The sequence below is a fragment of the Pseudomonas putida genome, assembly GCF_001941965.1.
In the GTDB taxonomy this organism is placed as follows: Bacteria; Pseudomonadota; Gammaproteobacteria; order Pseudomonadales; family Pseudomonadaceae; genus Aquipseudomonas; species Aquipseudomonas putida_L.
Window position 1 is genome coordinate 107,584 of the sequence record NZ_MKZO01000017.1, and the last position, 6,115, is coordinate 113,698.

A 6,115-nucleotide genomic window follows, 5' to 3' on the forward strand; every position below is an offset into this window, starting at 1 on the left:
GAGGCAGTGATGCTTTGCAGAGGCAGTAGCTCAGCTATCGGCTGCCTGTTCCTTCAGCCACTGCTTGACCACCTGCAACAGTGGTGACTGCTGCGCCTTGCGCGGCCAGACCAGATAGAAGGCCTTGTCCAGGCGCAGGTCCTGGCTGAACACCTGGACCAGGCGGCTGGCGGCGATATCGTCCTTGACGAAGGCATGGCTGGCCAGGGCGATGCCCTGCCCGCCAATGGCCGCCTCGATGGCCAGGGAAGTCTGGTTGAAGCGCAGGTTTCTCGCGCTCGGTGAAGGGTGGCCGGGGAACAGCGCGGCGACGAACAACGGCCAGTAATGGTGGGCGTCGTGCAGTGCGACAAAGCCCTGCAGCGCGTCGAAGGTTTCCGGCGTGCCCTTCTCCGCCAGCAAGGTCGGACTCGCCACGGCCACCACCCGTTGCTCCATCAACAATTCGGCGTTCAAGCCACCCCCGAAAGGCGGCTGGCCGTAGCGCACGGCGATATCGACACCATCGGTGTGGAAATGGGACAGGCGATCGGTGGCCAGCAGGCGCAGGTCGATCTGCGGATTGCGCTCGGCAAAGCCGCCCAGGCGCGGGATCAGCCATTTCGAGGCGAAGGTCGGGGTCACGCTGACGGTCAGGTGGGAGGACTCGGGGCGCAGCAGGCGGGTCGCCTCGTCGATCATCGCCAGGGCGCTGCGGATGCTGGCGCTGTAGGCGCGGCCGGCGTCGGTCAAACCCAGGCCCCGGGGCAGGCGCTCGAATAGGCGGATCTCCAGGCTCGCCTCCAGCCCGCGGATCTGCTGGGCCACGGCGGCCTGGGTCAGGCCCAGTTCCTCGGCGGCGAGGCGAAAGTTCAGGTGTCGCGCCACCACTTCGAACATGCGCAGGGCGTTGAGGGAGGGCAAACCGGGGAAGCCTGCTGACATGGCGATGGATTTTCTACTGGAGTGGGAAAGTTTGGCTGTCTCTCTGGCTCCGACGCGGGCTTGCTAGCCTGCGCTGGCATCAAGGACTGCTGGACTCGAGGCTACCCGCCGCATCGTGGGATGGAAACCCCGGCCAGTAGAAAAACCATCCGCTCAGCCAAAGGCCCCGTCATGAAAAAGCCTGCCATCGCCGCCTTCGTCTTCCTCGGCGTTATCTGGGGCAGCAACTTCGTCTTCGTCAAGTCCGCTGCCCAGTACATCTCGCCCTTGCAGATCACCCTGTTGCGGGTGCTGTTCGGCTTCGTCCCGGTGCTGGTGTATGCCCTGCTCAGCGGCGCGCTGCGGCGTGAGCACTGGCGGCATGCGCAGCACTTCCTGGTGATGTCGCTGCTGGCGACGGCGGTCTACTACTTCGCCTTCGCCAAGGGCACGGCGCTGCTGGACACCAGCATCGCCGGGATGCTCGGCGGGGCGATTCCGCTGTTCACCTTTCTCTGTGCCTGGGTTTTCTTGCGCAGCGAGCCGCTCAGTGGCTTGAAGGTGCTCGGGGTCGGGCTGGGGTTTCTCGGCATTCTGCTGGTGGCGCGACCCTGGTCGACGCAGGGGGCGATCGATCCGCTGGGGGTGCTGTACATGATTCTCGGGTCGTGCAGCGTGGGGTGTTCGTTCGTGTATGCGAAGCGCTACATCAGCCCGCTGGGGCTGCCGGCGGTGGCGTTGGTGACTTATCAGATCGGGTTGGCGCTGGTGATGTTGCTGGTGGTTACGCCGTTGCAGGGGATCGACGCGGTGTTCGTCGACACCGGGGCCTGGGTGGGGTTGGTGTTCGGGTTGGGGCTGCTGGGGACTGGCGCGGCTTATCTGGCGTATTACCTGATTGTCGCGGCGTTCGGGGCGGTGGCGGCTTCGGCGGTGACCTATATTCCGCCGGTGGTGGCGCTGGTGATCGGGGCCTGGTTGGGGGAGCCGGTGACGGGGAGTTCGTGGGTGGCGGTGGGGTTGATTCTGGGTGGGGTTGGGTTGGTACAGATGCGGGTTGGTGGGTGGCGGAGGGGTGAATTTCAGCGGGATTGAGAGGGTGTTGCTGATGGCCTCATCGCTGGCAAGCCAGCTCCCACAGGGTTCACGGCCAGCCGCGGGATCGTGGTCATGACTTACGAATTCAACCCGGCCCGGAACTCTGGATGGACCATAAAATGTAGCCGCAACGCGGACCCTGTGGGAGCTGGCTTGCCAGCGATGAGGCCATCAGCAACACAGTTGAAACCAGCCCACCACCCAGTTGTCTGCTGCAACACAGAACCCATGTGGGAGCGGGTTCACCCGCGATGACGTCAGTGAATCCACCACCAAACGCGCGCCCCTGGCCAGAGCAATACAAGCCCCGGATAATCCCCTCCAGTTGAAGTACCTCATCGCAAACGGAGTGGACAATGGACTTCCCCGACAGACTCTGGGAATGGTACGGACAAGACGAATTCAAGCGGATACTTGCCGTATGCCTGGCCATCCCGGCGCTCGACTTCCTGGCAGCCTCGGCAGAGGTGCAGCGCTACTCGATCCCCTCTTGCCCGGCCTGTGAGACCTGGTCGGAGAAGATGTTGCCGGTCAACGAGGTGCTGGAGGTCGCAGGCAAGGCCTTGCCGATGGACGTGCGATCGGCGCTGGAAAAGGTCTGGCAGCTAAGCAACGACCTGTCTGAAGCTGCCTTTCACTGTGGAAACCAGCACATGTACATTCATGAGGAATGGCAGCCACTGCGGGACGCAGCAGCCCACGCTCTGGACTTGCTCGGCGCGAAGGAACTGGCACCGCACCTGGACGAACTGACATTGGATTGCCGAAATATCATTCTGGGAAGGAAGCCGAACTGATGGAAATCGAACAAGCAGCTTACGAGGAATTCCTGCGCCTCTGGCATTCGGGAAGTTTCGATCAGCAGCGGCTGGGTCAGGCGTTCTACAACCACTTCCGGCTGCACAAGCTCACGGACCAAAACCCGCTCCACGAGCTGTACGAAGCCAAGGGCGAGCAAGCCCTGCAACTGATCTCCCAGCTCTTCACCATCAAATAAGCACACTGCAAATCAAGGTAGGAGCGAGGCTTGCCCGCGAAGGATCGCAAAGCGGTCCCAAAACCATCCAGCACGAGCCCCTGCCTTGCAGCATTCCAGATCCCACGAGCAAAGCCCCATGCCAACAGAACCCCTATGCCTCGTCTTCACCCCGGCGCTCGTCACCCTGCTCCAAGCCGCCGAAAACCGCAAAGGCTCCCCTCTCACCGAGCCTGAAACCGTCGCCATCCGCGATGCAGCCACCTGCATCGCCGTGACCTTCAGTACCGCCTACGCCATGGAACAGGAGCGCGGCTACCAAGACATCGTCGCCGAGGACTGCTGGAACGAATGGCAGCGGGTACGCCTCTCGAACTGATCGACCAATACCTGCGCTACAACGCCGATCCTTGTGGGAGCGAGCTTGCTCGCGAAGGGCCGCACAGCGGCCCCAAAACCATCCACCTCGACGTATCAGCCCACCTGCGAACTCTGATTCCCCGACGACTCCACCGCCTGCCACCAATCAGTCCCAGGCTCACCACCGCCACTGTGGGAGCTGGCTTGCCAGCGATTACGCCAGTGAATCCACCGCCCTAATCACTACAGAATCATCAGCATCCGCCTACAACAGCTTCCCCTCGCTCGGATTTTCAGCTGCTGGTTTCCAGAGCATGCTTTCCCCCTGCCAAATCTTCATGGCAGCTGTGCATGGGGCGTATTCTCCGCAACGCGCCGGGTTCCTTGATTACCGGTCTACCAACCCATGTACAGCTGCCACCCCTCCCTTCTTTGGTGAAGATACACCTCACAGTCCCAGCTCCAATATCCAGCTAAACCCGCCACTTCTTCCTACAAAATCCCTTCAATTTCCGACTTTCATGTAGGCAATTTCCCAAGCATACTTTTCCGCCTCTTCAGCCGTTGCACATCTGGAAATGGTTACCTAGTCTTCGCCGGTCGCTGCGGTTTAGCGACTCAGGTTTGGTAGCCTGACTTCTGACTTCAGGCGTGCATGTCCCATCAATCCAATCGGCTCAGTCCGGCTGGTTTTGTTATGGCGGCTGTACGCTGGGCGCCTACGGGTGCGCCGGGGAGCCTGAAGTCCGGTCTACCAACCTGCGTACGGTCGCCACCCAATCGTTTGGTAGCGGTTGCGTGTCGGCTCCTTTCCTCTTCAGGAGCACTACGCAATGAAAAAGATGGTTCCAGATCCACCCGCCCCACCCCGCCGTAAAACCGCCAACGTCCACTTCGGCACCTGCGCCGGCGCCCATCCCCATATCTTCGCCGTATGCCCGGATGCCGATATCGAAGATGCTCTGGCCCACCTCTCGGCTGCGATCACCTCAGCCTTCGAATCCAACGCCCAACTCTGCGACATGCTCTCCCGCCCCTTGGCGGACAAGGCATGGGCCACCTGGCAATCGCTGGAAATCTGTCAGGCGCTGACCGAGGCGCTGCGCAAAGGAACGGCCTGCCCGCAAATCGAAAGCTGAGAGGTTCATCGCTTAACGGGCCGCACATGCGGCCCTACAGATCCATGCTTGATGGCAACTGCGCGTAAGGGCGCCTTCAGGCGCGCCGGGTTTTCTCTGTGGACCGGTCCGCCAACCTCACACGCAGTTGCCACCCTCCTCTCCTGCTGTATTCACTCAGAGATATGAACTTACAGTGTCCTCCAGCATGGAAACCAACTCCGGGTCCATGTAACGAAAGTCATCCGGAATATCCAGCACATGGACCCGCTTGTGCTCCAGCAAGCGCGCGTACTCCGCCTGCAACCGTTGCAGGTGCTTTCGCTCCATCACAAAGATGACGTCGGCCCACCGAATATCGGTGGGACCAACCGACCTGCGAGCATTCGGACTGGTGCCCGCCGAACGAGCACTGAAGCCAGCCCGCCGACGCCACATGGTCTCAGCGGTGGGACTGCGCCACTGATTGCGGCTACAAACGAAAAGAAGATTGGTCACTGTCTATCCGGTCGAAGAGTGAATGTCGCCGATGCGCAAACCACCAGCATATGGCCTCTCGACATCATGGTTCCAGCACTGCGACACTACGGCTTGCTTCAGTCATGCCCTCGCAAAGGAACTGCGTCATGGAAAGCACGCCCGTCCTCAAGACAGCCCGCCTGCTGCTCACCCCGCTCCAACTGAGCGACGCCACTGCTATTCAAGAGCTGTTCCCGCATTGGGAGGTCGTCCGTTACCTCGATAGTCGCGTGCCTTGGCCCTATCCCGACGATGGCGCGCTGACCTACGTGCGTGATATCGCTCTCCCGGCGATTGCTGCAGGGCACGAATGGCATTGGATGATCGCACTCACCTCGGACCCCACCCGAAAAATCGGCAGCATCAGCCTTTACAAGCAACCCGGAAACAATCGGGGCTTTTGGCTTTCGCCACAGTGGCAAGGCCAGGGTTACATTCGGGAAGCTTGCACCGTGGTCAATGCTTACTGGTTTGAGACCTTGCACCAGGCGGCCATGCAAGTGCCGAAAGCGAGCGAAAACGATGCTTCACGAAAAGTCTCGGTGCGCGAGGGCATGCGCCTGGTTGACACTCAGCCCGGAAGTTTCGTGTCCGGGCGGATGCAGAAGGAAATCTGGGAGATGACTCGAGATGAGTGGCTTCGTACGCTCGATAAATAACCTGCTGACATTTGTACCGACCGATCATAATCCTAGTCTCAAATCATGACCCCAATGAAAAAACCACCACGACCTTTCATCCTGATCATCGCGCTGCATATCGCCTGTAGCGCGCTGTATGTCCTCGACGCCGTGCAATCGAAAGACCTGACACCGGCATTGCTCGGTGTGATGCTGTCTCTACTGGCACTCCATGGAAGCGTAGTCGCCTGCAAAATCATGATAATCGTGTGTGCCTACTCAGCTCACAGCGCTTTCAACAGCGCAGTTGAAACATGGAGTGCCAGCCCCGCCTGGAGTGCGGCCTTGTTCGCTACTGCAGCGCTGATGGCTGCAAGCGCCAACTATTTGCTATCCAGCAAGAAAATCAAAGAATTTCAAGACTCAAAAACCGGCTCGAGTCACGCACTATGAGTTTCAGCCCTGAACGTACATGTCTTCTCACCACCCCCCCACAACCGAATCCGCCCGCGGCTCCGCCC

General features: G+C 60.4%; 9 protein-coding genes. 7 read left to right on the forward strand and 2 right to left on the reverse strand.

Annotated features, from left to right (window positions below):
- Window positions 1-30: 30 nt before the first annotated feature.
- On the reverse strand, window positions 31-924 hold the full coding sequence (locus tag PSEMO_RS11520) for a LysR substrate-binding domain-containing protein (RefSeq protein WP_075803196.1): 894 nt from the start codon (window positions 922-924) through the stop codon (window positions 31-33).
- 171 nt (window positions 925-1,095) lie between these two features.
- Between PSEMO_RS11520 and PSEMO_RS11525 the strand changes: the two genes are divergently transcribed.
- The 5 genes from PSEMO_RS11525 to PSEMO_RS11545 all read left to right on the forward strand — a co-directional run bounded on the left by PSEMO_RS11525 (window position 1,096) and on the right by PSEMO_RS11545 (window position 4,476).
- Window positions 1,096-1,998, forward strand: coding sequence for a DMT family transporter (locus tag PSEMO_RS11525; RefSeq protein ID WP_075803197.1), 903 nt, complete (start codon window positions 1,096-1,098; stop codon window positions 1,996-1,998).
- 359 nt (window positions 1,999-2,357) lie between these two features.
- Window positions 2,358-2,798: a hypothetical protein gene (locus PSEMO_RS11530; RefSeq protein ID WP_075803198.1), complete on the forward strand. Its 441-nt coding sequence runs from the start codon at window positions 2,358-2,360 to the stop codon at window positions 2,796-2,798.
- Window positions 2,798-2,998, forward strand: a complete 201-nt coding sequence (locus tag PSEMO_RS11535) for a hypothetical protein (RefSeq protein ID WP_075803199.1) — start codon at window positions 2,798-2,800, stop codon at window positions 2,996-2,998. The genes PSEMO_RS11530 and PSEMO_RS11535 overlap by 1 nt, the downstream gene beginning before the upstream one ends.
- Before the next feature lie 118 nt (window positions 2,999-3,116).
- Window positions 3,117-3,356 (forward strand): hypothetical protein, encoded by a 240-nt coding sequence (locus PSEMO_RS11540; RefSeq protein WP_075803200.1) that lies wholly within the window; start codon window positions 3,117-3,119, stop codon window positions 3,354-3,356.
- An 814-nt stretch (window positions 3,357-4,170) separates the two neighbouring features.
- Window positions 4,171-4,476, forward strand: a complete 306-nt coding sequence (locus PSEMO_RS11545; RefSeq protein WP_075803201.1) for a hypothetical protein — start codon at window positions 4,171-4,173, stop codon at window positions 4,474-4,476.
- Between the two features lie 156 nt (window positions 4,477-4,632).
- On the opposite strand, the gene PSEMO_RS11550 is transcribed toward PSEMO_RS11545, so the two are convergent.
- On the reverse strand, window positions 4,633-4,953 hold the full coding sequence (locus PSEMO_RS11550) for a low molecular weight protein tyrosine phosphatase family protein (protein ID WP_075803202.1): 321 nt from the start codon (window positions 4,951-4,953) through the stop codon (window positions 4,633-4,635).
- A gap of 128 nt (window positions 4,954-5,081) precedes the next feature.
- On the opposite strand from PSEMO_RS11550, the gene PSEMO_RS11555 reads away from it, so the two are divergent.
- Window positions 5,082-5,633, forward strand: coding sequence for a GNAT family N-acetyltransferase (locus PSEMO_RS11555; protein WP_075803203.1), 552 nt, complete (start codon window positions 5,082-5,084; stop codon window positions 5,631-5,633).
- A gap of 45 nt (window positions 5,634-5,678) precedes the next feature.
- On the forward strand, window positions 5,679-6,047 hold the full coding sequence (locus tag PSEMO_RS11560) for a hypothetical protein (RefSeq protein WP_144443566.1): 369 nt from the start codon (window positions 5,679-5,681) through the stop codon (window positions 6,045-6,047).
- Window positions 6,048-6,115: the final 68 nt, after the last annotated feature.

Bases quoted from the DNA above. Each gene is read 5' to 3' on its own strand.
- PSEMO_RS11520 (WP_075803196.1), bottom strand. From the start codon at position 924: ATGTCAGCAGGCTTCCCCGGTTTGCCCTCCCTCAACGCCCTGCGCATG.
- PSEMO_RS11525 (WP_075803197.1), top strand. From the start codon at position 1,096: ATGAAAAAGCCTGCCATCGCCGCCTTCGTCTTCCTCGGCGTTATCTGG.
- PSEMO_RS11530 (WP_075803198.1), top strand. From the start codon at position 2,358: ATGGACTTCCCCGACAGACTCTGGGAATGGTACGGACAAGACGAATTC.
- PSEMO_RS11535 (WP_075803199.1), top strand. From the start codon at position 2,798: ATGGAAATCGAACAAGCAGCTTACGAGGAATTCCTGCGCCTCTGGCAT.
- PSEMO_RS11540 (WP_075803200.1), top strand. From the start codon at position 3,117: ATGCCAACAGAACCCCTATGCCTCGTCTTCACCCCGGCGCTCGTCACC.
- PSEMO_RS11545 (WP_075803201.1), top strand. From the start codon at position 4,171: ATGAAAAAGATGGTTCCAGATCCACCCGCCCCACCCCGCCGTAAAACC.
- PSEMO_RS11555 (WP_075803203.1), top strand. From the start codon at position 5,082: ATGGAAAGCACGCCCGTCCTCAAGACAGCCCGCCTGCTGCTCACCCCG.
- PSEMO_RS11560 (WP_144443566.1), top strand. From the start codon at position 5,679: ATGACCCCAATGAAAAAACCACCACGACCTTTCATCCTGATCATCGCG.